The organism is Allobosea sp. AK1 (assembly GCF_006714945.1).
Lineage (GTDB): Bacteria > Pseudomonadota > Alphaproteobacteria > Rhizobiales > Beijerinckiaceae > Allobosea > Allobosea robiniae.
This window is the reverse complement of record NZ_VFMG01000001.1, coordinates 1,215,797-1,239,062: the sequence shown is the minus strand read 5'-3', so window position 1 is coordinate 1,239,062 and position 23,266 is coordinate 1,215,797. Positions and strand designations below refer to the sequence as shown.

Below are 23,266 nucleotides of genomic sequence, written 5' to 3'. Positions count from 1 at the left end.
GGCGTTTCTCCTTGAGAGTGTCTGGTTTCTTGCTGGTTTCTTGTTGTGAGCTTCACAGCACCCAGGTCGAGAGGCCGGGCACGAGGGCGATGACGACGAGGCCGATGATCAGGGCGAAGATATAGGGCCAGACCGCGCCCATCGCCTCGTCGGGCGAGACGTTGCCGATCTTGCAGGCGATGTAGAAGCCGATGCCGATCGGCGGTGCCATCAGGCCGATATTCATCGCGGTGACCACGACCATCGAATAATGCACGTCGTTGATGCCGAGATTCTTGGCGATCGGGAACATCAGTGGCGCCATCAGCACGATCGCCGGCAGGCCCTCCAGCACGCAGCCGAGGATCATGAAGACGACGATGGTGACCGCCATGAAGGTGAGCCAGCCGCCGGGCAGGTTCGCCATGAAGACGGCGAGGTCGCGGGCGAAGCCGGTCTGGGTCAGCGCCCAGGCCATGGCGAGCGCCGTGCCGAGAATGACGAGGATCGCGCCGGAGAGCGCCGCCGTCTCGACCAGCATCTGGTAGAACTTGCGCAGGCTGATGCCGCCATAGAGCACGATGCCGATGACGAGCGCATAGAGCACTGCGATGGTCGAGACCTCGGTCGCGGTCGCAACGCCGCCGCCGACGGCGGCGCGGATGATGAAGGGCAGGACGAGGGCCGGCGCGGCGACGAGCGCGACCTTGCCGATCACCGCCAGCGGCGCGCGGCGCACGCCCTTCATGTCCTCCGCCGCCGCCTTCCAGCGGGCGAGACCGGCGAGCGCGACCAGCAGAACGCCGGCGATGACGAAGCCCGCGTTGAACAGCCCGGCAATCGAGACGCCGGCGACCGAGCCCAGCACGATCAGCACGATCGAGGGCGGCACCGTGTCGGCCATGGCGGCGCCGGTCGAAAGCAGCGCGATCAGGTCCTTGGGCTTGTAGCCGCGTCGCTTCATCTCCGGGAACAGCGCGGGCGCGACCGTCGCCATGTCCGAGACCTTCGAGCCCGAAATACCCGAGACGAGATAGAGCGAGCCGAGCAGGACATAGGACATGCCGGCGCGGACATGGCCGAGCAGGGACGCCAGGAAATCGACGATCGCCTTGCCCATGCCGGTGGCGTCGAGGATGCAGCCGAGCAGCACGAAGATCGGCACGGAGAGCAGGATCAGGCTCGACATGCCCTCGTCCATGCGCCCGATCATGACGATGGTCGGGACGCTGGTCGAGAAGGCGAGGAAGGCGAGCGTGCCCAGCCCGAAGCAGAAGGCGATCGGGACGCCCGCAACGAGGCAGGCGGCGACGACGCCGAGCAGGAAGATCAAGATGTTGTAGTAGCCGAGCCCCTTCAGCGTCGGCCCGAGCAGCCAGAAGGCCAGGCCGAACCCGCCGACGACCAGCACGGCTGCGGCGATGTCGACGAGGCGCGCGGTCTTGAAGATATAGCGCAGGGTGAGCAGCAGCATCAGCACGATGCCGACGGCCAGCGCCGAGACACGCCAACTGACGGGGATGTTGAGCGCGGCCGAGGTGACGTAGCTCTCTTCCACAGCGTATTCGATGGCCGGGTCGACCATCGCGGCCAGGAAGGCGGCAACCGCGACGAGCGCCAGCGTCTCGACGAATTCGCGCAGCCGCGGCGGCATCATGCCGACGAACAGCGACAGCCGCAGGTGCTCGTTGCGGTCGACGGCGATGGCGGCGCCGAGCATGGCGAGCCAGATGAAGGCGATCGAGGCGACCTCGTCGACCCAGACGAAGGGCAGCGAGAAGACGTAGCGCGAGACGACGCCGAGCAGCAGCACGCCGATGATGAAGGCGACCAGCACGGCAGCGACGGCCTCGACCGGGCGCATGATGGCCGAGCCGGGACGTGCGTCCTCGTTCTCGCTGAGGTTCTCAGGGATTTTCAGGGTATCGATGACATCGACCATGCGGCGGCCTCAGGTGCCGGTCGCCGGACGCGAAGCGCCCGCTATGCAGGATGCCCTGGGGGCCATCGTTCCGTTCCTCCCTCCGCGCCGATCTTGTTGGGTCGTCGGCGTCGCTTGTGGTCCACACTGTGAATAGCCGGACAGCGGGACGGCAGGCAGATTACACAAGGGAAGCGGCATTGCAATCCGCAAAGCGCCCATCTACGGTTGGAGAACAAGAACAAGGTCCATATCATGGACTGTGTGGAGGAGCGCTTGCCGCCAAATTCCGCGCCCGAAGCCGGGCTGTCCGGTTCGCAGAGCGTTGACCGCGCGCTCGGGCTGCTCTCGCTGATCGGGCGGGAGCCGGCCGAGGGGCTGCCGCTTGGCGAGATCGTCTCCGGCAGCGGCCTCAACAAGCCGACGACGCGGCGCCTTCTGCTGGCGCTGATGCGGGCGGGATTGGTCGAGCAGGAGCCGCAGACGCGGCGTTATTGCCTGGGCGAGGAGGCCTTCGTGCTCGGCGTGCTGGCGGCGCGGCGCCATAGCCTGCTCGAGATCGCGATGGAGGGCCTGCGCCGGCTTTCGGCCGAGACGCAGGATACGAGCTTCCTCACCGTCCGGCGCGAGAACTATGCGATCTGCCTGCATCGGGAGGAGGGGACCTATCCGGTCCGCACGCACGCACTGCAGGCCGGCGACCAGCATCCGCTCGGCGTCGGTGCCGGCTCGCTTGCCATGCTGGCGGCCCTGCCGGACGACGATGTGGACCGGGTCATCGCGGCTAACGAGGCCGTCTTGCTGGCCCGCTATCCCGGCTTTGCGCCGGAGGCTTTGCGGGCCGATGTCGCCGGGACGCGTGTGCGCGGCTTCTCGCTCAATCCCGGCCGGCTCGTCGCCAGCTCATGGGGCATCGGCCGGGCCTTCCGCTACCCGGACGGGCGGGTCGCAGGCGCGCTGTCGATCGCCGCGATCGACAGCCGGATGGTGCCGGCCCGGCAGGCGGAGCTTTCGCTATTGCTGGCGCGCGAAGCCGAGCGGCTGGAAGCGCTGCTCAAGCAGATGTTCGTATCCAAGCGGGCTGTGCGGCCAATCGTGGCCGCCGCACCGCGTTCCATCGAGACAGGGAGAGCCGCAAGATGAGCTCTGCAAAACCAGCCCCGACCGGGGGCGTCGTGCCGATGACGCGGCGTGTGATGAACCTCGCCCATATCGCGACGCAGAATGCCCGGCGCCTGCCGGCACACCCCGCCTTCATCTGGGGCGGGAAGATGCTCGACTGGGCCGAGATCGATGCGCAGGTCTCGGCGCTAGCCGCTGGCCTGCGGGCGCGTGGCATCGGCAAGGGCGACCGCCTGCTGGTCCATTCCAAGAACTGCGACGCGATGTTCGTCTCGATGTTCGCGACCTTCCGGCTCGGCGCCGTCTGGGTGCCGACGAATTTCCGCCTGCTGCCGGACGAGGTCGCCTATCTCGCGACGGCTTCCGGTGCGAAGGGCTTCCTCTGCCATGGCGATTTCCCGGAGCATGCGGGGGCCGTTGCGGCTGCGAAGCCTGCGCCGGAGTTCACCTGGCGGATCGGCGAGGGCGCTTTCGGCGAGGACGAGGCCGGCGCGGTGATCGCGCGCCATCGCGGCGAAAAGGTCGAAAACGTCGCGGTCGAGCATGACGATCCCTGCTGGTTCTTCTTCACCTCCGGCACGACCGGGCGCTCCAAGGCGGCAGTGCTGACCCATGGCCAGATGGGCTTCGTCATCACCAACCATCTCTGCGATCTCGTGCCGGGCTCGACCGAGACGGACGCTTCGCTGGTGGTGGCGCCGCTCTCGCATGGCGCAGGCGTGCATCAATTGATGATCTCGGCGCGCGGCGCGACCTCGATCCTGCTGCCGACCGAGCGCTTCGACATCGACGAGGCTTACCGCCTGATCGCGAAGCATCGCATCAGCAACATCTTCACGGTGCCGACGATCCTGAAAATGCTGGTCGAGCATCCCGCCGCCGACAGCCATGATCGCTCGAGCCTGCGCTACATCATCTATGCGGGCGCGCCGATGTATCGCGAGGACCAGAAGGCGGCGCTCAAGAAGCTCGGCAAGGTGATCGTGCAGTATTTCGGACTGGGCGAGGTCACCGGCAACATCACCGTGCTGCCGCCGGCCCTGCACGAGGCCGAGGACGGCCCGAATGCCCGCATCGGCACCTGCGGCTTCGAGCGCACGGGCATGCAGGTGCAGATCCAGGACGAGGACGGCAAGGAGGTCGAGGCGGGCGTTCAGGGCGAGATCTGCGTGATCGGGCCGGCCGTCTTCGCGGGCTATTACGACAACCCGGAAGCCAATGCGAAATCCTTCCGCGATGGCTGGTTCCGCACCGGCGATCTCGGCCATATGGACGCGCAGGGCTTCGTCTACATCACCGGCCGCGCCTCGGACATGTACATCTCCGGCGGCTCGAACATCTATCCGCGCGAGATCGAGGAGAAGATCCTGACCCATCCCGCGATCGCGGAGGTCGCGGTGCTCGGCGTGCCCGATCCGGTCTGGGGCGAGATCGGCATCGCGGTCTGCGTCAACCGGCCGGGCCAGAACGCGACCGAAGGCGAGATCGCGGATTTCCTCGGACCCAAGATCGCCCGCTACAAGATGCCGAAGCGCTTCCTGTTCTGGGAGGCCCTGCCGAAATCGGGCTATGGCAAGGTGCCGAAGCGCCTCGTCAAGGACGAGCTGGAGAAGCGCGGCGAGCTCGATTTCCTGAAGGGAAAGGCATCGTGAGGCGCATCCAGCAGCCCGGCACGGGAACGCCCGAGCGCATCCAGTGGGTCGAATGCGGCGGGCGCTCCTTTTCGCTGAGACTGCCGGCCGGCGTGCCGTTGCTGGAGGCGGTCAGGAGCGGCTTCGCAGCCGAGGGGTTCGCCTCGGGCGTGGTGAAGCTCGACGGGCTGAAGCTCTCGCCCTTCGCTTATGTGATGCCGGCGCTGTCGAAGACGCCCGAGCATGCGGCTTTCTATAGCGACACCTTCCGGCCGGAAGGGGGAGCTGGTGTCGAAGTCGGCGCGATGACCTTCGGCCAGCGCGATGGCGCGCCCTTCTTCCACGCCCATGCGCTGTGGGTTGAGGGTGATGGCAAGCGCAGCGGCGGCCATATCCTGCCGGATGAGACGACGGTTGCCGAGACGATCACGCTGCAGGCGGTCGGGCTCGATGGTGCGGCTTTCACGGCCGAGCCGGACAGCGAGACGCATTTCAAGCTGTTCGGGCCGGTGTCCGCCGCATCAGGTGGTGCCGGGGTAGGACGGTTCTTCGCGCTGCGCGTGAAGCCGAATGTCGATTTCTGCGGGGCATTGGAATCGTTTTGCGCAGAGCGCGGCATCCGCGAGGCTGTCATCCATGGCGGTGTCGGCTCGACCATCGGGGCGCGGTTTGTCGATGGTGGTGTGGTCGAGAATTTCGCGACGGAGGTTGCGATCACGGAGGGGCGGATCGCCCGCGGTGCCGGCGGCTTCGAAGCGACGATCGATGTCGCCTTGGTCGACTATAGCGGCGCGCTGGCGAGCGGCCGGCTGGTCCGCGGTGACAACCCGGTGCTGATGACCTTTGAGTTGGTGCTGGAGGCCCGCTGACACAAAGCGTCAGCCGCCCCGCTGTTTCGCGATCTCCCGGTTGCGCAGATCCTTGCGCATGATCTTGCCGGTCGCGGTCAATGGCAGCTCCGTCACGAACTCAACCTCGCGCGGATACTGATAGGCAGCCAGCCGGTCGCGCACGAAGGCCTGGATTTCCTTCGCCAGCTCCGCCGTCGGCATCACGCCCGGCTTCGGCAGCACGAAGGCCTTGACGATCTCGGTGCGAACCGGATCGGGCACACCGACGACCGCGACCATCAGCACGGCGGGGTGGCGGATGATGCAATCCTCGATATCGCCGGGCCCCATGCGGTAGGAGCCGGAGGAGATGATGTCGTCGTCGCGGCCCTGGAACCAGAAATAGCCTTCCTCGTCGCGCGCGCCGCTGTCGCCGGTGACGAGCCAGTCGCCGATGAACTTCGCCGCGGTGGCTTCGGGCTGGTTCCAGTATTCCAGCATCATCACCGGATCGGGCCGTGCTACCGCAATCAGCCCCTGCTCGCCATCAGGCAATTCGCGGCCCTCGGGCGAGATAACCGCGACACGGTGGCCGGGTACGGCGCGGCCCATGGAGCCCGGTTTAACCGGATAAAGACTCGCGCAATTGGCGACGAGCAGGTTGGCTTCGGTCTGGCCGTAGAACTCATTGACCGGGAAGCCGAAGGTCTCGCGGCTCCAGTCGAGCATGTCGGCGCCGAGCGTCTCGCCGCCGGTACCGATCGAGCGCATCGCGTAGCCGAAGCGTTGGGGATTGCCGACCTGCCGCATCAGCTTGAGCGCGGTCGGCGGCAGGAAGGCATTCCGCACTTTGTGCCGTGCCATCAGCGCGAAGGCGGCTTCGGGATCGAATTTGCGGGCGCGGGAGGCGAGCACCGGCACGCCGCAATAAAGGCTGGGCAGGAGCACATCGAGCAGGCCGCCGATCCAGGCCCAGTCGGCCGGGGTCCAGAACAGATCCTGCGCCTGCGGGAAGAATTCCTGCGGCATCTGAACGCCTGGCAGGTGGCCGAGCAGGACGCGATGGGCATGCAGCGCGCCCTTCGGTTTTCCGGTCGTGCCGGAGGTGTAGATGATCACGGCGGGGTCGTCGGCGCGGGTGTCTGCCGCGGTGAAGCGGTCGGAGGCCTTCGCCATCTCCGCCTCGAAATCGAGATGACCGGCGCCGCCGACGACGAAGATCTTGCGCAGGTTCGGCAGCGCGTCGCGGATCGCCTCGACCTTGCCGATATTCTCGGCGTCGGTGACGAGCACGCTGGCGCCGCTATGGCCAAGCCGATGCTCCAGAGCCTCGGGTCCGAACAGGATGAAGAGCGGCAGGGCGATGGCGCCGAGCTTGTAGGCGCCGAGATGGGCGATCGCGGTCTGCGGCGATTGCGGCAGCAGGATGCCGACGCGCTCGCCCGGGCCGATGCCGTGTGCGCCGAGCAGATTCGCGAAGCGGTTCGAGGCGCGCGATAGCTCATCGAAGGAGAGCGTCGCGACCTTGCCCCCGTCCTCCTCGAAGATCAGCGCCGGCTTGCCGCTGCCGTCGGCATGGGCGTCCGAGCAGGCGGTGCCGATATTGAAGCGCTCCGGGATGCGCCAGGCGAAGGCGTCCAGCGTGTCGCGATAGGTCGCGCGGCGTTCGAGCATGGTGGGCTCCGATCTTCGCATGCGTTTGCGCCGATCCTGCCCAGCCGACCTGTGGGCTGACAAGCCCGAGCGGAGCAGCTTACGGTTTGCGCAAAATTGCGGAGAAGCGAGGACATGCCCGTGACCAAACCGATCTGGGTCGAGGCCGCGATCAACGGCCCCTGGGGCAAGGAGCGCCAGCCCGGCATTCCAATCAGCATCCCCGATATCGTCGCGGACGGCATCGCCGCCGTCGAGGCTGGCGCTGCGATCGTGCATCTGCATGTCTACGACATGGTGACCGGCCGGCAGCGCGACGACTGGCAGCTTTATGCGCAGGCGATCGAGGGTATCCGCGCCAGGGTCGACGCGATCGTCTATCCGACCATCCCGATCCTCGGCTCGGGCTATGCCGGCGACATGATCGGCTCCGGCCGCTACACCCATCTCGAGGAGCTGGCGAAGCGCGGCCTCGCCGAATGGGGCGTGCTCGATCCCGGCTCGTGCAACTGGACGACCTTTGCCGGCATCCCGGAGGGCGAGGCCGGTTTCATCTACCAGAATCCCGGCGAGCACATCCGCGAGGGGATGGAGGTAGCACAGCGCCATAAGGTCCATCCGAGCTATGCGATCTATGAGCCCGGCTTCACGCGGCTCGGCTCGGCGCTCGCCAAGGCCTATCCGGGCATGCCCATGCCGATCTACCGGCTGATGTTCTCGGATGCCTTCGCCTGGGGCTTTCCGCCGCGCGAATGGGCGTTGGAGGCGCATCTCAGGCTGCTCGCCGAGGATGCGCCCGAGGCGCCGGTGATGATCGCCGGGCTCGGCGTCGATCTCAGAGACCTCATCGGCCCGGCCGTGGCGCGGGGCGTCCATGTCCGTGGCGGACTGGAGGATGCGCCCTTCGGCTGCGAGAAGACGAATCGCGAATTGATCGCGGACACCGTCCGCCTGGTCGAGGCCGCTGGTGGCAAGCCGGCAAGCGCGGCCGAGGTGCGGGGCTGGTTGGCGCGACAGGCGAAGGGAGAAGCACGGTGAGCTTGCGCGACAAACTGCTCGAACGGTTCCTGCGCTATGTCGCGATCGAGAGCCAGAGCGACATGAAGGCGACCAGCCTGCCGAGCACGCCGGGCCAGCAGGTTCTGGCGGAACTGCTGGCCGAGGAGCTGCGCGGGCTCGGGCTGGAGAATGTCGTCATCGACGACCATGCTACCGTGACGGCGCTGAAGCGCGGCACGAAGCCCGGCGCGCCGCGCATCGGCTTCATCGCGCATGTCGATACCGTCGATGTCGGCCTGTCGCCGGTGATCAAGGCGCAGGTGCTGCGCTTCGCGGGCGAGGACCTCTGCCTCAATGCGGAGAAGGACATCTGGCTGCGCGTCGCAGAGCACCCTGAGATCAAACCCTATAAGGGCAACGAGATCGTCTTCAGCGACGGCACCAGCGTGCTCGGCGCGGACAACAAGGCGGCGGTCGCGATCGTGATGACGCTGCTGGCGGAACTGCGCCCCGAGGACGAGCATGGCGACATCCTCGTCGCCTTCGTGCCGGACGAGGAGATCGGCCTGCGCGGCGCCAAGGCGCTCGATCTCGCCCGGTTCGCCTGCGATTTCGCCTACACGATCGACAGTTGCGAGGTCGGCGAGGTCGTCTGGGAGAACTTCAACGCCGCCATGGCCGAGATCGTCTTCACCGGCGTCACCGCCCATCCGATGTCGGCGAAGGGCGTGCTGGTGAACCCGATCCTGATGGCGCAGGATTACATGGCCGCTTTCGACCGTGCGCAAACGCCGGAGAACACGGCCGGCCGCGAAGGCTATACCTGGTTCGTCGAACTCGTCGCCAATGCGGCCGAGGCGGTGCTTCGCGCCAATATCCGCGACTTCGACAAGGCGTCCTTCGAAGCTCGCAAGCGGCGGATCGGCGAGGTCGCGGCGGAGATTGCAAAGCGCTATCCGACCGGACGGGTCACCTCGGAGGTGAGCGATGTCTACGGCAATATCGCCGACAGCCTGGGCGAAGACCGGCGCTCGGTCGATCTCTTGATGGCGGCGCTGACCGAATTGCAGATCGCGCCGAAGCGGATCCCGATGCGGGGCGGCACGGACGGGGCGGCGCTCTCGGCGCGCGGGCTGCCGACGCCGAATTTCTTCACCGGGGCGCATAATTTCCACTCGCGCTTCGAATTCCTGCCGCTGCCGGCCTTCGAGACCTCCTATGAAGTGGCGCGGCGCATCTGCCTGCTGGCAGGGCAGGGGGCCTAGCACGGCTTGTCGCATTGGCGTGCGGCTCGCCGGTGCCTACATGAGGTGGGCAGGAACAGCGAAAGCACGATCCGCATGTCCGAACGCGACGCCGAAGCCAACCGATTCTCCGCTCGCGCGGCGCGCTATGCCCGCGTCGGCGCCAATGTCGGCGGGGTGGCCGCCCGGATGGCCGGCGCCCGGCTCTTCGGCGTCGAAGGGCGCGATGCCTCCAATGCCGAGGCGCTGGCCAAGGCACTGGGCGGGCTGAAGGGCCCGATCATGAAGGTGGCGCAGCTCGTCGCCACCATTCCCGATGTCGTGCCGCCAGAATACGCCGCCGAATTGCAGAAGCTGCAATCGCAGGCGCCGCCGATGGGCGCGGCCTTCGTCAAGCGCCGGATGATGGCCGAGCTCGGTGCCAGCTGGTGCGAGCGCTTCGGCGAATTCGACCTGAAGCCGGCGGCTGCGGCCTCATTGGGGCAGGTGCATCGCGCGACGACGCTGGAGGGCGCGGCGCTCGCCTGCAAGCTGCAGTATCCCGACATGGAATCGGCGGTGGAGGCCGATATCGCGCAACTCGAGGTGCTGTTCTCGCTGCACCGGCGCATGGGCGCGGTGATCGATACCACCGAGATCGCCAAAGAGATCGGCGCCCGTGTCCGCGAGGAGCTCGACTACCGGCGCGAGGCCAAGCATGCCGCGCTCTATCAGGCGATCCTGTCGGATACGCCGGAAATTCGCGTGCCGGCTGTCGAGGCCGGGCTCTCGACCGGGCGGCTTCTCACCATGCACTGGCTCGAGGGCAGCCCGATTCTCTCGCACAAGCAAGACGGGCAGGCGGTGCGGGACCGGATCTCGACGGCGATGTTCAAGGCGTGGTGGCGTCCGTTCAGCCATCACGGCGTCATCCATGGCGATCCGCATCTCGGGAACTACACGGTGTTCTCGGAGAGCGGGGAGCCACAGGGCATCAACCTGCTCGACTATGGCTGCATCCGCATCTTCCCGCCGAGCTTCGTCGGCGGCGTCGTCGATCTCTACAAGGGCCTGCGCGATGGCGAAGAGGCCCGCGTCGTCCACGCCTATGAGACCTGGGGCTTCAAGGGACTGACGAAAGATCTCGTCGACACCCTGAACATCTGGGCGCGCTTCATCTATGGGCCGCTGCTGGAGGACCGGGTCAGGCGCATCGCCGAGGATGTCAGCCCGGCCGAATACGGGCGCAAGCAGGCTTTCCAGATGCATCAGGCCCTGAAGGCGCGCGGACCCGTGACGGTCCCGCGCGAGTTCGTGTTCATGGACCGCGCCGCGATCGGGCTCGGCGGTGTCTTCCTGCATCTCGACGCCGAGCTGAATTTCCACCGCTTGTTCGAAGCGGAGATCGAGGGATTTTCCGTCGAGCGCGTCGCGGCGCAGCAGGGTGCGGCATTGACGGCTGCGGGGTTGAAGCCGGCGGCATAAGGCGCTCAGTCGCCCTCCGCCTCCGTGAAACAGGGCTGCCGATACCGTCGGTCCGACCCGACGGGCGGCGATACCATGCTCCCGGCCGCTGCCGAGTGACGTAATCGTTCTCAAAATCGGCCGATAACGAGAATAACTCTCTATTTAAATCGATTGAATTGGCCCACACCGTCCGCTAGAGAATGGTTGTGCGAGGTTGCGACGGCATGCTCCACCGTTGCAGCAAGCTGCCGCGTTGCCCGTGCGTCGCGGGTGCGCTACAGGCTTAGAGAGACTGTGTCTTTTTCAGGATCGAGACCATGGCCGACCACGCCCATCACGCCGACGCCCCCGCGATGGACTATCCCGAGCATGAGCGGACTTATACCGGCTTCGTGCATTTCGCCGAGGTTGCGACCGTCGCCTCGCTCGCCATCGTCGCGGCGCTCGCCGTCGGCGGCACCAAGCATGCCTGGGGCACGGCGCTGATCGGCACGCTTCTTGCCGTCATCGGCACGGGTGTCGGCATCGCCGCCCCGTCGATCTCCTGGCGCGCGCCTCTCGTCTCGCTCGTGCTGATGCTGCTCGCGCTGCTCCTGCTCTGACCGTCTCCCCATAACGCCGGAAAGGCCTTTTCCCGCCATGCGCATTGCTGTCCCAGCCGAAACGCAAGGGGCGGAAACCCGCGTCGCAGCGACGCCGGAGACCGTCCGCAAGTTCAAGGGCCTCGGTGCCGAGGTCGTGGTCGAGACCGGGGCGGGCAAAGCCTCCGGCATCCTCGATGCGGATTATGAGGCAGCAGGGGCGACGATCGCGAAAACGTCGGCGGAAGCGCTGGCCGGCGCGGCTATCGTGCTGAAGGTGCGGCGCCCGTCGGAGAGCGAGATCGCCGGCCTGCCGGCTGGTGCGCTCGTCGTCGCGACGATGGACCCCTATGGCAACGAGGCGCAGGTCGCGGCGCTGGCCAAGGCCAATGTCGCCGCCTTCGCCATGGAGTTCATGCCGCGCATCACCCGGGCCCAGGTGATGGACGTGCTGTCCTCGCAGGCCAATCTCGCGGGCTATCGCGCCGTGATCGACGGCGCTGCCGAATACGGCCGGGCGCTGCCGATGATGATGACGGCGGCGGGCACCGTGCCGGCAGCGAAGATCTTCGTGATGGGCGTCGGCGTCGCCGGCCTGCAGGCGATCGCGACCGCGCGGCGCCTCGGCGCCATCGTCACCGCGACCGACGTGCGCCCCGCCACCAAGGAACAGGTCGAATCGCTCGGCGCCAAGTTCCTCGCCGTCGAGGACGAGGAATTCAAGCAGGCGCAGACCGCCGGCGGCTACGCCAAGGAAATGTCCAAGGAATACCAGGCGAAGCAGGCGGAGCTGACCGCGAGCCACATCGCCAAGCAGGACATCGTCATCACCACCGCGCTGATCCCGGGGCGGCCTGCGCCGAAGCTGATCTCGGCGGCGATGGTCGAGAGCATGAAGCCCGGCTCCGTGATCGTCGATCTCGCGGTCGAGCGCGGCGGCAATTGCGAGCTGGCCAACCCCGGCGAGGTCGTGACCACCGGGAACGGCGTCAAGATCGTGGGCCATCTCAACGTGCCCGGCCGCCTGCCCGCAACCTCCTCCTCGCTCTACGCCAAGAACCTCTTCGCCTTCGTCGAGACGCTGATCGACAAGGCCGAGAAGAAGCTCGCGGTGAACTGGGACGACGAGCTGGTCAAGGCGACCGCCCTGACGAAGGACGGTGCCGTCATCCACCCGAATTTCTCAGCCAAGGCCTGAGCGAAGGAATTCCGACCATGGCAACTCCCTCCACCGAACAGGCTCTCGAACAGGCCCGCAACGCGGCCGCTCTCGCCAAACAGGCGGCCGAGCTTGCCGAGCGCTACGCCGATCAGGCCGCGGCCGCGGCCAGCATCGCGACCGGCGGCGTCGACCCGACGGTCTACCGCCTCGCGATCTTCGTGCTCGCCGTCTTCGTCGGCTACTACGTCGTCTGGTCGGTGACGCCGGCGCTGCACACGCCGCTGATGTCGGTCACCAACGCGATCTCCTCCGTCATCGTCGTGGGCGCCTTGCTGGCGGTCGGCGTCGAGACCCTGCCGACGCTCGGTGACGGGCCGATCTGGGCCAAGGTCTTCGGCTTCCTCGCGCTGGTCCTCGCCTCGGTGAATATCTTCGGCGGCTTCCTCGTCACCGAGCGAATGCTCGCGATGTACAAGAAGAAGGGCTGATCGCCATGGCCGCGAACCTCTCAGCCCTGCTCTACGTCGTCTCCGGCGTCCTCTTCATCATGGCCCTGCGCGGCCTGTCGCATCCGACGACCTCGCGACAGGGCAACCGCTACGGCATGATCGGCATGGCGATCGCCATCGTCACGACCGTGGTGTTCTTCCCGCCGTCGGGCTTCTCGGGCTGGCTGCTCGTCATCATCGGCATCGCCATCGGCGGCGGTATCGGCGCGGTCATGGCCAAGCGCGTGCAGATGACGCAGATGCCGCAGCTCGTCGCCTTCTTCCACTCGCTGGTCGGCCTTGCCGCGGTGCTGGTGGCGGCGGCGGCGCTCTATGCACCGGAGGCCTTCGGCATCGGCCATGCCGGCTCGATCAAGGGCGCGAGCCTGTTCGAGATGGCGCTCGGCGTCGCGATCGGCGCGGTGACCTTCACCGGCTCGATCATCGCCTTCCTCAAGCTCGACGGGCGGATGAGCGGCAAGCCGATCATGCTGCCGCAACGCCATGGCATCAATATCGGGCTCGGCATCGCGCTCGTGGTGCTGCTGGCGATCTTCATCAAGAGCGAGAGCCACACCGTCTTCTGGCTGATCGTCGCGGTCTCGCTGGTGCTCGGCGTACTGCTGATCATCCCGATCGGCGGCGCCGACATGCCGGTCGTCGTCTCGATGCTGAACTCCTATTCCGGCTGGGCCGCGGCGGGCATCGGCTTCACGCTCGGCAACATGGCGCTGATCATCACCGGCGCGCTGGTCGGCTCGTCCGGTGCGATCCTGTCCTACATCATGTGCAAGGCGATGAACCGGAGCTTCATCTCGGTCATCCTCGGCGGCTTCGGCGGCGATGACGCCGCGGCCGGCGCGGGTGGCGCGGTCGAGGCGCGGCCGGTCAAGCAGGGCTCGCCCGACGATGCCGCCTACATCATGAAGAATGCCGGGAAGGTCATCATCGTGCCCGGCTACGGCATGGCGGTGGCACAGGCGCAGCACACGCTGCGCGAGATGGCCGACCTGCTCAAGAAGGAGGGCGTCGAGGTCAAATACGCCATCCATCCGGTCGCAGGCCGCATGCCCGGCCATATGAACGTACTGCTGGCCGAGGCCAACGTGCCCTATGACGAGGTCTTCGAGCTCGAGGACATCAACTCGGAATTCGGCCAGGCCGACGTCGCCTTCGTCATCGGCGCCAACGACGTCACCAACCCGGCCGCCAAGACCGACAAGTCCTCGCCGATCTATGGCATGCCGATCCTCGACGTCGAGAAGGCCAAGACCGTGCTCTTCATCAAGCGCGGCATGGCGGCGGGCTATGCCGGCGTCGAGAACGAACTGTTCTTCCGCCCCAACACCATGATGCTGTTCGGCGACGCCAAGAAGGTCACCGACGCGATCGTTAAGGCGATGGCGCACTGACGCGCCGAGCCGTCATCGGATTGCTGCAAAGGGCCGGCTTGATCGCCGGCCCTTTCGTTTCCGGAACCTGCATCGCGTGATGATCCGGCGTCTGCTGAAACTGCTGCTGTTGCTGGGGCTGGCGGGCTACTTCGCCGGGCTGGGCATGCTCTATCTGCGCCAGCGCGAGATGATGTATCCGCGCGATCCGGCGAGGGCGGACATCACTGCGGCCGGGCTCGCCGCCGCCGAGGAGGTCAGCGTGGCCACGGCCGATGGCGAGCGGCTGGTCGCCTGGGTCGTGCCGCCGCGTGCGGGCAAGCCGGTCCTGCTCTATTTCCACGGCAATGCCGGCAATCTCGGCAGGCCCGGGCGCGTGGAGCGCTTCCGGGGGCTCACGGAGGACGGCACGGGCCTGTTCGCCATCAGCTATCGCGGCTATGGCGGCTCCTCCGGCACTCCGAGCGAAGAGGGGCTGCTGCAGGACGCGCGGGCGGCCTATGGCGCTGCCGCGGCGCGGTTCGGCGCCGGCAGGCTAGCCGGGTACGGCGAGTCGCTGGGCACCGGCGTGGTGCTGAAGCTCGCGGCAGAGGTGCCGCTCCAGGCGGTGGTGCTGGAGGCGCCCTATCGCTCGACGCTGGCTGTGGCGCAGGGTCTCTATCCCTATCTGCCGCTCAGCCTGGTGATGAAGGACCAGTTCCGCTCGGATGAGATCATCGCCCGGGTCCGGGCGCCGCTGCTCGTGCTGCATGGCGAGCGCGATCAGGTGATTCCCTTCGCGCAGGGACAGCAGCTCTACGCGCTCGCGAACGCACCCAAGCGCTTCCTGGGCTTTACCACGGGGCGGCACGCGGATCTGCCGCGCTACGGATCGATCGGCGAGATCAGGCGTTTCCTGGCCGATGCCGTATCAGGCAGCATCGGCGGGGCGGAAAGCCGCATGATCGGGGAGGGAGCCGGCCCGCGCCCCTGAGGCGCGCGCCCGATGCTCCGTCAGCTCCGGAAGAAACCGCCGCCGCCGCCGAGGCGCGAGGAGCCGGCGCGGGCCTGGGCATTGTTGCCGTCGATGGACAGCGCGCGCTGATAGGCTTCGGAGGCTTCGGCCTTCTTGCCGAGCTTCTCGAAGGCGAAACCGCGGCCGGCCCAGGCATTGGCATTGCGGTTGTCGACGTTGAGGGCGGCCGTGAAGTCCTCCTGCGCGGAATCGTACTTGCCAAGCGCGTTCAGGCTCTCGCCGCGCGCGATATAGGGCGGGGCGGTGTAGGGATTGCGGTCGATCACCGAGTCGAAATCGGTGACGGCATTCTGATGCTGGCCTTCCTTCTGGTAGACGAGGCCGCGGGCATGGAAAGCTTCCGCCGATTCGGGATTGAGCCGGATCGCGGTGTTGAGATCGGCGAGCGCCTGCTGGCTGTTGCCCTGCGCGCGCAGCAGATTGGCGCGGGCGATATAGGCCGGCGCATAATTCGCATTGGCGGTGGTGGCGCGGTTGAAATCGGCGAGCGCCGAATCGGCGCGGCCGCTCTGGCGCAGCGCGAGGCCGCGATTCGTATAGGCGGAAGCGAGGGTCGGATCGATCTGCACCGCCTTGGTGAAGTCCGAGATCGCATCCGAGAAGCGGCCGACGCGGGCATAGGCCGCGCCGCGGGTGTTATAGGCGCCGGGGTCGTTCGGATTGCGCGAGATGACCTCGCTCAGCGAGCCGATATTGACGCTGGCGTCGGCCGTGTCGCGGGTGTCGAGTTCGGCGACGGCGGGCTGTGAGCCGAGATTGGAGACGGTGTCGCAACCCGCCAGGGCCAGCGCCATGCCGGCTGCGGCCAACCAGTAATTGCCTCGGATCATGCTCTGCCTCATCGGTTTTCGTGCTTCGCTTGCCGCGATGCCCTCGTTCCGGAGGATGCCCGGCTTCCGGATCGCCATGCGTCCTGCTGGGCGCAAAGTGACGAACCGGCTTATTGTTCCAGCACCGGATTTCTTCGAAAAGCGGATTTCACTTTTCGGTCCGATGCAGGCCGTCGCGGCGTGGTCGCGCTCCCAGACCGGCAGCGCTCTCTCGGAGAAGACGCCCGAAATCCGCCAAAACTTGGTTAACGTCGCTCAAATGACAACGCGCCCGGAGCGAGCTCCAGGCGCAAATCACTATCGGCCCTGTCATGGCAGCCCCAAATAGGGCAGCCAGAGGGTCTCAGGGGCGCTTGGGCTTCACCGGCGCAGGCAGGAGGCCTTCGCGCTGGAGCTTCTTGCGCTGGAGCTTGCGGGCGCGGCGCACGGCCTCGGCCTCTTCGCGAGCGCGCTTCTCGGAAGGCTTCTCGTAGTGGCCACGAAGCTTCATCTCACGGAAGATGCCCTCGCGCTGCATCTTCTTCTTGAGGGCGCGGAGCGCCTGATCGACATTGTTGTCGCGAACGAGAACCTGCACGTGAAACGTCCGTCCTTAACGGGTTGATCCAAGAATGGAGGCCGGCGATAAGCCAGAGCCCACCGCGCGAAGATGGGTGCCGATAGCAGAATTCATTTCGGCTGTCCACGCCGCAATCCCTTGAAAATGCGGGGTCGGATGCAGTTCGGGGATCGGCCTGGAACCGGGCGCTCAGGCGCGCTCGTCCGTGACCCGGGTGACATGGCCCATCTTGCGGCCCGGACGGGCGTCGCGCTTGCCGTAGAGATGCAGATGCGCGCCGGGTTCGGCCAGCAGTTCGCGCCAGCGCAGCGCGCTCGCACCGATCAGATTTTCCATCTCGACGCGGCCGCGCCGGGCGGTCGAGCCGAGCGGGAAACCGCAGACGGCGCGGACATGCTGGTGGAACTGCGAGGTCTCGGCGCCCTCGCTGGTCCAATGTCCGGAATTATGGACGCGCGGGGCGATCTCGTTGACGACGACGCGCTCGGCGAGGTCGCCCTCGGCCTCGAGTACGAACAGTTCCACGGCAAAGACGCCGACATAGCCGAGCGCCTCGCCGATGCGGCGGGCGGCGTCTATCGCCTGGAGCGATGCGCCTTCCGAGAGATTCGCGGGGATGCGGGTATAGGCGAGGATATGGTCGCGATGCTCGTTCTCGCAGACGTCGAAGGCGGCGAAGGAGCCGTCGAGCCCGCGCGCGGCGACGACCGAGACCTCGCGCACGAAGGAGACGAAGCCTTCGAGGATCGCGGGAAAGCGCCCGATCGCCTCATGAGCCTGGGCGAGGTCGCTGCCCGGCGCGATCTTGACCTGGCCCTTGCCGTCATAACCGAAGCGGCGGGTCTTCAGCACCGAGGGGCGGCCGAGCTCGGCGGCGGCCGTTTCGAGATCGGCGAGCGAATCGACGGCCCGGAACGGCGCGACGGCCAGGCCGAGTTCGGAGACGAAGCGCTTCTCGCTGAGCCGGTCCTGGGTCACCGCAAGCGCCCGCGCGCCGGGATGGAGCGGCACGCGCGCGGCGAGGAAGGCAGCGGTCGCGGCCGGGACGTTCTCGAACTCGTAGGTGACGACATCGACGGCGTCAGCGAAGCGGGCGAGCGCCTCCTGGTCCTCATAATCCGCGACGGTATGGCGCGCCGCCACGTCAAAGGCCGGGCTGTCGGCCTCGGGCGCGAAGACATGGCAGCGGATTCCGAGATCGGCGGCGGCGAGCGCCATCATCCGGGCGAGTTGGCCGCCGCCGAGGATGCCGAGCATGGCGCCGGGAGCGAGGCCGGTGGGAACGGGAGGATTCATGCGTCGTCCCGGTTGGGGCGCTCGGCGATGCCGGCGCTCTGGCGGGCGCGATAGGCATCGAGGCGTTCGGCGAGCGCCTGATCGGACAGGGCGAGCACGGCTGCGGCAAGGAGGGCGGCGTTGACGGCGCCGGCGCGGCCGATGGCAAGCGTGCCGACCGGGATGCCGGCCGGCATCTGGACGATCGAGAGCAGGCTGTCCTGGCCCGACAGGGCCTTGGATTCGACGGGCACGCCGAAAACCGGCAGCGGCGTCAGCGATGCCGTCATGCCCGGCAGATGCGCGGCGCCGCCGGCACCGGCGATGACCACCTTGAAGCCCTCGGCCTTCGCGCCCTTGGCGAAGTCGAAGAGCCGCTCCGGCGTGCGATGAGCCGAGACGATGCGGGCGTCATAAGGGATGGCGAGCGTGTCGAGAGCCTCGGCTGCGTGACGCATCGTCGCCCAGTCGGACTGGCTGCCCATGATGATGGCGACGGGTGGGCTGCTGGCTGCCATGGAATGCGCTCGGGCTCGGCTCCGGAAGCGCGCGATCTAGACCGGTCGACGCGGGGTAAGCAAGGGCGAATCGGCGTAAGGCAGCCGGAAAGGGCGGCTTCAGGCAATGATGTCGGGCGTCAGTGCGTCCTCGATCTGGGAAATGCGGTCCTTGAGGTAGAGCTTGCGCTTCTTCAGGCGCTGGACCTGGACCTGATTGATCGAGCCGACGCGCTCCAGCGCATCGATGGCGCTGTCGAGATCGCGGTGCTCCTCGCGCAGCCGCGCGAGTTCGGAGGTGAAGGTCTCGACCTCTTCCGGGCTGAGCTCGAATCCCATGGGCATCTCATCATCGCCTTGATCGGGGGCGACTATGCGCGTGCCGCCCGGAGTCCTGCAAGTGCGGGCAAGGCGGCTGAAGGCATAGGGAAGCCATCTATTCACGGCTTTCCGGAAACGGACCGGTCACGATCACAGAATCTCATGAATGCCGTGTGACGGCGCGGGGAAGACGTGAAGCCGGCTCTATGCCAGATTGGTTAAGTCAACCGCTCATCAGGAGGATCCAGATGTCGTTGCAGACCCGTCTTGCGGAACTCGAGCGCAAGCACCGTCAACTCGAGGACGCCATCTCCCAGGCTGTGGCGAGCCCGTCTTCGAGTGACCTCAGCCTCGCAGAGCTGAAGCGGAAGAAATTGCAACTGAAGGATGAGATCGAACGCGTACGGATGACCATGCCGGAGCGAACCTTGCACTGAGCCTGCGGGCCGCCAGGCCCTTTGAGTGCTACACAGATGCGGATGGACCGGCCCGAAAGGGCCGGTTTTTCGTAGGCGGCTGCAAGAGCCGTCAACGGAATGACACAATGGACTTTGAAGCTGCTTCGGCATGTTCCGAAAACCGCATCGCCCGTTTCGGGGTGATGCAAGCTGGCGGGAACATCTTGCGCGATGGCCAGTTGAGGCCGGGCGCGCCTCGCGCGGGGGAGACTGTCATGGGCATCATCTGGACCATCATCATCGGTTTCATTGCCGGCGTCGTCGCCAAGTTCGTCATGCCGGGCTCGAACGAGCCTGCCGGCTTCATCCTGACGACGATCCTCGGCATCGTCGGGGCCTTCGTCGCGACCTGGCTCGGCCAGTCGCTCGGCTGGTACGCGCCGGGCGAAGGGGCCGGGCTGATCGGCGCCGTCGTCGGTGCCGTCATCGTCCTGGCCGTCTGGGGGATGATCAGCAGCCGCAATCGCGCTGTCTGAACCCGACCGTTCCCGCATCGGCTTCCCGCTGTCGCCATGCGACTTCAAGCCGATATTTTCTCCCACATGGAGTGATTGCCGTGAGTGACGACAACAGCAGCAGCGGATTTCCGTCCCTGACCGCCCTTCTGGGCCTCCTCGCCGTCGCCGGCTACCAGAACCGCGACAAGATCTCGGAATGGCTGGGCGGGCGCGGCCAGCCTGAACCGGGCGAGGCGCCGGTGCCGCAGCCGGGCCAGGCAGGGGCCGCGCCGCAAGGCGATGGCGGGCTTCTCGGTGGCCTCGGCGGATTGCTCGGGGCCGGCGGTGTCGGCGGCATGCTGAATGGCGGGCTCGGCGAGCTCGCCGACCGCTTCAAGCAGGCGGGACAGAGCGAGAAGGTCGATTCCTGGGTGCAGCACGGACCCAACCAGCAGGTCGCGCCCAATGATCTCGAACAGGCGCTTGGCCCGCAGGTGATCGATGCGATCGCGACCCGGACGGGCCTGTCGCGCGACGAATTGCTCGACCGGCTGTCCCAGGTCCTGCCGGAAGCCGTCGACCGCTTCACGCCGAATGGAAGGCTCGATCGCGCCGGGGCCTGAGAGCGCGGCTCGCTACGCTCCACGTCATGGTCGGGCTTGTCCCGACCATCCACGTCTTCGCTCGCCGAGGGACGTGTTCAAGACGTGGATGCTCGTCACAAGGGCGAGCATGACGGCTGCCGGACGCCGTGGCCGGGCCGGCTGGCCTACAGCGCCCGTGCCATCTCGCGCAGGCGGAATTTCTGGATCTTGCCGGTCGAGGTCTTCGGCACTTCGGCGAAGACGATGGTCCGCGGGCATTTGAACGCCGCGAGCTGCTCCCGGCACCAGGCGATGATCTCGGCTTCCGTCGCGGTCTTGCCCGGCTTCAGCTCGATGAAGGCGCAAGGCGTTTCGCCCCATTTCTCGTCGGGACGTGCGACCACGGCGGCCGCCTGCACGGCCGGGTGCTTGTAGAGCGCGTCCTCGACCTCGATCGAGGAGATGTTCTCGCCGCCGGAGATGATGATGTCCTTCGAGCGGTCCTTGAGCTGGATATAGCCGTCGGGATAGCGCACGCCGAGATCGCCGGTATGGAACCAGCCCCCAGTGAAGGCGGCCTCGGTCGATTTCCGGTTGCCGAGATAGCCCTTCATCACGACATTGCCGCGCATCATCACCTCGCCGAGCGTCTGGCCGTCGCGCGGGACGGGCCGCATCGTCTCGGGATCGAGCACGTCGAGCCCTTCGAGCGCCGGGTAACGCACGCCCTGGCGGGCCTTCCTGGCGGCCTGCTCGGCCGGAGAGAGCGCATCCCAGTCGTCGTTCCAGTCGTTGACGACGGCAGGCCCGTAGCACTCGGTCAGCCCGTAGAGATGGGTCACCTCGAAGCCGGCCTGCTTCATGCCGGCGAGCACGGCCTCGGGCGGCGGGGCGGCGGCGGTGAAGAAGGAAACCGTCTGCGGGAAGTCGCGGCGCTCCTCAGGCGTGGCGTTGAGTAGCGCCGACATCACGATCGGCGCACCGCAGAGATGGGTCACGCCATGGTCGGCCAGCGCATCGTACATCGCCCTGGCCCGGACCTGGCGCAGGCAGACATGGGTGCCGGCGACGATCGAGATCGTCCAGGGGAAGCACCAGCCGTTGCAGTGGAACATCGGCAGCGTCCAGAGATAGACCGGATGGCGGCCGAGATTGCCGGTGATGACGTTCGAGGTCGCCAGCAGGTTGGCGCCGCGATGGTGATAGACCACGCCCTTGGGGTCGCCGGTGGTGCCGGAGGTGTAGTTGAGCGCGATGGCGTCCCACTCGTCCGACGGCATCAGCCAGTCGAAATCGGGATCGCCGGAGGCGAGGAAATCCTCGTATTCGATCTGGCCCAGCCGTTCGCCGGGGCCGTCATAGACCGGGTCGTCATAATCGATGACGAGGGGCTTCGCCTTGCAGAGGGCAAGGGCTTCCTTGATCGTCTTCGAGAATTCCCGATCGGTGATCAGCACCTTCGCGCCGCCATGGTCGAGCGAGAAGGCGATGATCGCCGCGTCGAGCCGGGTGTTCAGCGTGTTGAGGACGGCGCCGGCCATCGGCACCCCGTAATGACATTCGAGCATGGCCGGGGTGTTCGGCAGCATCGCTGCGACCGTGTCGTTCTTGCCGACGCCGTGCCTGGCCAGCGCCGAGGCGAGGCGGCGCGAGCGGGCATAGAATTCGGCATAGGAACGGCGCAGCGGGCCGTGGATGATCGCGGTGCGCTCGGGGAAGACCGAGGCGGCGCGCTCGAGGAAGGCGAGCGGTGTCAGCGGCTGGTAGTTCGCCGGATTGCGGTCGAGATCGGTGTCATAGGCCGAACGGGTCATCGGGAGCCTTCCTTGCAAGCGCTGGCAGCCTTAGCGGCTGGCGCGCTCCCGGGTAATCCATCCCTTTTTCCGATGCGGCGCAATCGCGCGGAGGCCGATCAGCCGAGAAGATGCAGGTCGCGCAGGCCGTCGAAGATCAGCTTCCCGCCCACCAGCAGCAGAAGCCAGTAGACGATGCCGTAGAAGCGCTCCGCGGGCACGCGCCGGACCAGCCAGACCCCGGCGAAGGTCGCCGCGACGGCGAAGGGCAGCAGCGCGGCCGAAGCCATGAGGTTCTGGCCGTTGAGCTGGCCGAGCGCGAGATAGGGGATGAGCTTCACCAGGTTCATTGCGGCGAAGAACACCGCGCCGGTGCCGACGAAGACGGCCGGCTTCAGCTTCTGCGGCATGACATAGATCTGGAAGGGCGGGCCGCCGGCATGGGCAACCATGCTGGTGAAGCCGCAGAGGAAGCCCCAGAGGCTGCCGGCGCTCCAGTTCGCCTGCGTGGCGACAGCGGGCTTCCGGCCATCGCTCAGCATGCGGCGCAGTGCGAAGCCGACCGAGATCAGCCCGACCGCGAGCACCACCGCCGCGTCTGAGACCTTCGCCGCCAGGAGATAACCGACGAGGATGCCGAACAGGGCGCCGGGCGCCAGCGTCGCGAGGTTGCGGCGATCGAAATCGCGCCGGTAGGACCAGACCGAGACGACATCCTGCGCGATCAGCAAGGGCAGCATGATCGCGGCCGCCGTCACCGGCGAGACCACCAGCGCCATCAAGGGCAGGGAGAGCAGGCCGATGCCCGAGAAGCCGCCCTTGGCCAGGCCGGTCAGGATGACGGCCGGCACCATGGCGGCGAAGAAGAGAAGATCGAAGGGCATGGAGGGCTGCGCCGCTGAGCCGGGACGTGCAGAATGGGATGGGCGAAAGTCTTAAAACAGCGAGCTTGCGTTGACCGGGGGCAGTGCGCAGGATTCGCGCAAAATCAGCCCCGCCATCGCCGGCTTGCCACGGGGCTTTAGGATGAAACCCGGCGCAGAGGAACGC

At 66.9% G+C, this 23,266-nt stretch carries 23 protein-coding genes; 14 read left to right on the top strand and 9 right to left on the bottom strand.

Going from position 1 to position 23,266, the window contains the following annotated elements; translation table 11 throughout:
- Positions 1-52: 52 nt before the first annotated feature.
- Positions 53-1,921 carry a TRAP transporter large permease gene (locus tag FHT98_RS06335; protein ID WP_113584920.1) on the bottom strand — a complete coding sequence of 623 codons (1,869 nt, stop codon included), beginning with the start codon at positions 1,919-1,921 and terminating at the stop codon, positions 53-55.
- A 234-nt stretch (positions 1,922-2,155) separates the two neighbouring features.
- On the opposite strand from FHT98_RS06335, the gene FHT98_RS06330 reads away from it, so the two are divergent.
- The 3 genes from FHT98_RS06330 to FHT98_RS06320 are packed head-to-tail and all read left to right on the top strand — an operon-like array spanning position 2,156 to position 5,522.
- Positions 2,156-3,043 carry an IclR family transcriptional regulator gene (locus FHT98_RS06330; protein WP_142113157.1) on the top strand — a complete coding sequence of 296 codons (888 nt, stop codon included), beginning with the start codon at positions 2,156-2,158 and terminating at the stop codon, positions 3,041-3,043.
- Entirely contained in the window at positions 3,040-4,674 is a 1,635-nt protein-coding gene (locus tag FHT98_RS06325) for an acyl-CoA synthetase (protein WP_142113155.1), read from the top strand. The genes FHT98_RS06330 and FHT98_RS06325 overlap by 4 nt, the downstream gene beginning before the upstream one ends.
- The gene (locus FHT98_RS06320) at positions 4,671-5,522 is read left to right on the top strand and encodes a PCC domain-containing protein (protein WP_142113153.1); all 852 of its coding nucleotides are present in this window, start codon (positions 4,671-4,673) and stop codon (positions 5,520-5,522) included. Before FHT98_RS06325 ends, FHT98_RS06320 begins: the two co-directional genes overlap by 4 nt.
- A 9-nt stretch (positions 5,523-5,531) precedes the next feature.
- Here FHT98_RS06320 and FHT98_RS06315 read toward each other — a convergent pair whose 3' ends face one another.
- Positions 5,532-7,157 carry an acyl-CoA synthetase gene (locus FHT98_RS06315; protein ID WP_142113151.1) on the bottom strand — a complete coding sequence of 542 codons (1,626 nt, stop codon included), beginning with the start codon at positions 7,155-7,157 and terminating at the stop codon, positions 5,532-5,534.
- A gap of 120 nt (positions 7,158-7,277) precedes the next feature.
- On the opposite strand from FHT98_RS06315, the gene FHT98_RS06310 reads away from it, so the two are divergent.
- From FHT98_RS06310 to FHT98_RS06275, 8 genes are all read left to right on the top strand, one after another.
- Positions 7,278-8,174 (top strand): beta-keto acid cleavage family enzyme, encoded by an 897-nt coding sequence (locus FHT98_RS06310; protein WP_248309156.1) that lies wholly within the window; start codon positions 7,278-7,280, stop codon positions 8,172-8,174.
- Complete coding sequence (pepT, locus tag FHT98_RS06305) at positions 8,171-9,400, top strand: peptidase T (RefSeq protein ID WP_142113147.1); 1,230 nt, start codon at positions 8,171-8,173, stop codon at positions 9,398-9,400. The genes FHT98_RS06310 and pepT overlap by 4 nt, the downstream gene beginning before the upstream one ends.
- 75 nt (positions 9,401-9,475) lie before the next feature.
- A complete protein-coding gene (locus tag FHT98_RS06300) occupies positions 9,476-10,843 on the top strand; it encodes an ABC1 kinase family protein (RefSeq protein WP_142113146.1) in 1,368 nt (455 codons plus the stop codon).
- A gap of 299 nt (positions 10,844-11,142) precedes the next feature.
- A complete protein-coding gene (locus FHT98_RS06295; protein WP_142113144.1) occupies positions 11,143-11,427 on the top strand; it encodes an aa3-type cytochrome c oxidase subunit IV in 285 nt (94 codons plus the stop codon).
- Positions 11,428-11,464: 37 nt separating this feature from the next.
- Positions 11,465-12,604, top strand: a complete 1,140-nt coding sequence (locus FHT98_RS06290; RefSeq protein WP_142113142.1) for a Re/Si-specific NAD(P)(+) transhydrogenase subunit alpha — start codon at positions 11,465-11,467, stop codon at positions 12,602-12,604.
- Positions 12,605-12,621: 17 nt separating this feature from the next.
- Positions 12,622-13,056 carry an NAD(P) transhydrogenase subunit alpha part 2 gene (locus FHT98_RS06285; protein ID WP_061969903.1) on the top strand — a complete coding sequence of 145 codons (435 nt, stop codon included), beginning with the start codon at positions 12,622-12,624 and terminating at the stop codon, positions 13,054-13,056.
- 5 nt (positions 13,057-13,061) lie between these two features.
- Positions 13,062-14,468, top strand: a complete 1,407-nt coding sequence (locus FHT98_RS06280; RefSeq protein ID WP_061969901.1) for an NAD(P)(+) transhydrogenase (Re/Si-specific) subunit beta — start codon at positions 13,062-13,064, stop codon at positions 14,466-14,468.
- A 79-nt stretch (positions 14,469-14,547) separates the two neighbouring features.
- The gene (locus FHT98_RS06275; RefSeq protein WP_142115692.1) at positions 14,548-15,420 is read left to right on the top strand and encodes an alpha/beta hydrolase; all 873 of its coding nucleotides are present in this window, start codon (positions 14,548-14,550) and stop codon (positions 15,418-15,420) included.
- A gap of 20 nt (positions 15,421-15,440) precedes the next feature.
- Here FHT98_RS06275 and FHT98_RS06270 read toward each other — a convergent pair whose 3' ends face one another.
- The 5 genes from FHT98_RS06270 to FHT98_RS06250 form a co-directional block, all read right to left on the bottom strand.
- On the bottom strand, positions 15,441-16,292 hold the full coding sequence (locus FHT98_RS06270) for a tetratricopeptide repeat protein (RefSeq protein WP_185745081.1): 852 nt from the start codon (positions 16,290-16,292) through the stop codon (positions 15,441-15,443).
- 343 nt (positions 16,293-16,635) lie between these two features.
- Positions 16,636-16,869, bottom strand: a complete 234-nt coding sequence (gene rpsU / locus FHT98_RS06265) for a 30S ribosomal protein S21 (RefSeq protein WP_061969899.1) — start codon at positions 16,867-16,869, stop codon at positions 16,636-16,638.
- Between the two features lie 171 nt (positions 16,870-17,040).
- Positions 17,041-18,147 (bottom strand): 5-(carboxyamino)imidazole ribonucleotide synthase, encoded by a 1,107-nt coding sequence (locus tag FHT98_RS06260; RefSeq protein ID WP_113584927.1) that lies wholly within the window; start codon positions 18,145-18,147, stop codon positions 17,041-17,043.
- A complete protein-coding gene (gene purE / locus FHT98_RS06255) occupies positions 18,144-18,644 on the bottom strand; it encodes a 5-(carboxyamino)imidazole ribonucleotide mutase (RefSeq protein ID WP_061969895.1) in 501 nt (166 codons plus the stop codon). The genes FHT98_RS06260 and purE overlap by 4 nt, the downstream gene beginning before the upstream one ends.
- 99 nt (positions 18,645-18,743) lie before the next feature.
- Positions 18,744-18,962 carry a YdcH family protein gene (locus tag FHT98_RS06250; protein WP_047580734.1) on the bottom strand — a complete coding sequence of 73 codons (219 nt, stop codon included), beginning with the start codon at positions 18,960-18,962 and terminating at the stop codon, positions 18,744-18,746.
- A gap of 230 nt (positions 18,963-19,192) precedes the next feature.
- Here FHT98_RS06250 and FHT98_RS06245 point away from each other — a divergent pair, with 230 nt between their 5' ends.
- From FHT98_RS06245 to FHT98_RS06235, 3 genes are all read left to right on the top strand, one after another.
- A complete protein-coding gene (locus tag FHT98_RS06245) occupies positions 19,193-19,381 on the top strand; it encodes a YdcH family protein (protein WP_061970298.1) in 189 nt (62 codons plus the stop codon).
- 236 nt (positions 19,382-19,617) lie between these two features.
- A complete protein-coding gene (locus FHT98_RS06240) occupies positions 19,618-19,878 on the top strand; it encodes a GlsB/YeaQ/YmgE family stress response membrane protein (protein WP_061969893.1) in 261 nt (86 codons plus the stop codon).
- An 80-nt stretch (positions 19,879-19,958) separates the two neighbouring features.
- On the top strand, positions 19,959-20,462 hold the full coding sequence (locus FHT98_RS06235) for a YidB family protein (protein WP_061970296.1): 504 nt from the start codon (positions 19,959-19,961) through the stop codon (positions 20,460-20,462).
- Positions 20,463-20,608: 146 nt separating this feature from the next.
- On the opposite strand, the gene FHT98_RS06230 is transcribed toward FHT98_RS06235, so the two are convergent.
- Complete coding sequence (locus tag FHT98_RS06230; RefSeq protein WP_142113140.1) at positions 20,609-22,237, bottom strand: acyl-CoA synthetase; 1,629 nt, start codon at positions 22,235-22,237, stop codon at positions 20,609-20,611.
- Positions 22,238-22,335: 98 nt separating this feature from the next.
- The gene (locus FHT98_RS06225; protein WP_142113135.1) at positions 22,336-23,100 is read right to left on the bottom strand and encodes a sulfite exporter TauE/SafE family protein; all 765 of its coding nucleotides are present in this window, start codon (positions 23,098-23,100) and stop codon (positions 22,336-22,338) included.
- Between the last annotated feature and the right edge of the window lie 166 nt (positions 23,101-23,266).

Excerpts from the sequence above, each read along its gene's own strand:
- FHT98_RS06335 (WP_113584920.1), bottom strand. The coding sequence starts at position 1,921 with ATGGTCGATGTCATCGATACCCTGAAAATCCCTGAGAACCTCAGCGAG.
- FHT98_RS06330 (WP_142113157.1), top strand. The coding sequence starts at position 2,156 with ATGGACTGTGTGGAGGAGCGCTTGCCGCCAAATTCCGCGCCCGAAGCC.
- FHT98_RS06325 (WP_142113155.1), top strand. The coding sequence starts at position 3,040 with ATGAGCTCTGCAAAACCAGCCCCGACCGGGGGCGTCGTGCCGATGACG.
- FHT98_RS06315 (WP_142113151.1), bottom strand. The coding sequence starts at position 7,157 with ATGCTCGAACGCCGCGCGACCTATCGCGACACGCTGGACGCCTTCGCC.
- FHT98_RS06300 (WP_142113146.1), top strand. The coding sequence starts at position 9,476 with ATGTCCGAACGCGACGCCGAAGCCAACCGATTCTCCGCTCGCGCGGCG.
- FHT98_RS06295 (WP_142113144.1), top strand. The coding sequence starts at position 11,143 with ATGGCCGACCACGCCCATCACGCCGACGCCCCCGCGATGGACTATCCC.
- FHT98_RS06290 (WP_142113142.1), top strand. The coding sequence starts at position 11,465 with ATGCGCATTGCTGTCCCAGCCGAAACGCAAGGGGCGGAAACCCGCGTC.
- FHT98_RS06285 (WP_061969903.1), top strand. The coding sequence starts at position 12,622 with ATGGCAACTCCCTCCACCGAACAGGCTCTCGAACAGGCCCGCAACGCG.
- FHT98_RS06280 (WP_061969901.1), top strand. The coding sequence starts at position 13,062 with ATGGCCGCGAACCTCTCAGCCCTGCTCTACGTCGTCTCCGGCGTCCTC.
- FHT98_RS06275 (WP_142115692.1), top strand. The coding sequence starts at position 14,548 with ATGATCCGGCGTCTGCTGAAACTGCTGCTGTTGCTGGGGCTGGCGGGC.
- FHT98_RS06270 (WP_185745081.1), bottom strand. The coding sequence starts at position 16,292 with ATGATCCGAGGCAATTACTGGTTGGCCGCAGCCGGCATGGCGCTGGCC.
- FHT98_RS06260 (WP_113584927.1), bottom strand. The coding sequence starts at position 18,147 with ATGAATCCTCCCGTTCCCACCGGCCTCGCTCCCGGCGCCATGCTCGGC.
- purE (WP_061969895.1), bottom strand. The coding sequence starts at position 18,644 with ATGGCAGCCAGCAGCCCACCCGTCGCCATCATCATGGGCAGCCAGTCC.
- FHT98_RS06250 (WP_047580734.1), bottom strand. The coding sequence starts at position 18,962 with ATGGGATTCGAGCTCAGCCCGGAAGAGGTCGAGACCTTCACCTCCGAA.
- FHT98_RS06245 (WP_061970298.1), top strand. The coding sequence starts at position 19,193 with ATGTCGTTGCAGACCCGTCTTGCGGAACTCGAGCGCAAGCACCGTCAA.
- FHT98_RS06240 (WP_061969893.1), top strand. The coding sequence starts at position 19,618 with ATGGGCATCATCTGGACCATCATCATCGGTTTCATTGCCGGCGTCGTC.
- FHT98_RS06230 (WP_142113140.1), bottom strand. The coding sequence starts at position 22,237 with ATGACCCGTTCGGCCTATGACACCGATCTCGACCGCAATCCGGCGAAC.
- FHT98_RS06225 (WP_142113135.1), bottom strand. The coding sequence starts at position 23,100 with ATGCCCTTCGATCTTCTCTTCTTCGCCGCCATGGTGCCGGCCGTCATC.